Consider the following 1,003-nt stretch of genomic DNA (forward strand, 5'->3'; position numbering starts at 1 on the left):
CCGTCGTGTACGGCCTGGGTCACCCATGGGACGACCTCGTCGAGCATCGTGTCCAGGCTGGTGGTCGCTTCGAAGCCGAGGACCTCACGCGCCTTGGTCACGTCCGGGACCCGCTTTTGCACGTCGTACTCGAACGGGTCGTCCGACACGTACCGGAACGGCACGTCCGGGCCCTTGATCTTCCGCCAGATCAGCTCGGCCAACTCCAGCACCGTGGTCGACTCCGCGGTGGACAGGTTGAAGTCTTCGTTGACCGCGGCCGGATGCTCCATCGCGGTCACGATCCCGGCGGCCAGGTCACCACCGTAGGTGTAATGCCGCACCTGGTTACCCTCACCCAGAATGTGCAACGGGTCCTGACCCTTCACGATCTTCTGCACCAGATCCGGCACCACATGCGACATGGCCAGCTTCACATTCCCGGACAGCACCTCAGCCTCACCCAACGCCCGACCCTCGCCGACACCGACGCAGTTGAACGGACGCACGATCGTGTACGGCAGCTTGTACTGCTCCCACGCCGCCCGCGCGTAATACTCCACCGCCAACTTCTGGAAACCGTACGAGGACAGCGGCGGCGGCACCCGCCGCTCGTCACCCTCCTTGGAGGGCCAGTGCTCGGTCGACTCGAACACCATCGACGACGACATGTAGGTGACCTTCCGCAACCGGCCATCCCGATGCGCCGCGATCGCCGCGTCACACGACGCCGCCATGATCCGCTCATTCGTCGCGAGCAGGTCGTAGGCGTAGGCGTGGAAATACGAGATCCCACCGATCATCGCCGCACCCGCGATGAAATGGTCACAATCCGCGGCCAGCTTCGTCACCAGCTCGGTGTCCGTCGCGTCACCCTCGACGAAGTGGTAACGCGGGTTGTCGTCATAGCTGTGCGTCACCGGACCGTACTTCGAAAAGTTGTCCAGCCCGACCACCTCGTGGCCACGGCCCAACAGCTCCTCCACCACGTAGCCACCGATGAAGCCGGCCGAGCCGGTAACCA

Annotated in this window: 1 protein-coding gene; it reads right to left on the reverse strand. The window is 64.2% G+C overall.

Going from position 1 to position 1,003, the window contains the following annotated elements:
- Positions 1 to 1,003: NAD-dependent epimerase/dehydratase family protein (locus ACTMTJ_RS45380; RefSeq protein ID WP_441225321.1), on the reverse strand; the 1,003-nt coding region annotated here is incomplete at both ends.

The sequence above is a fragment of the Phytohabitans sp. LJ34 genome (assembly GCF_052068095.1).
Classification (GTDB): Bacteria; Actinomycetota; Actinomycetes; order Mycobacteriales; family Micromonosporaceae; genus Phytohabitans.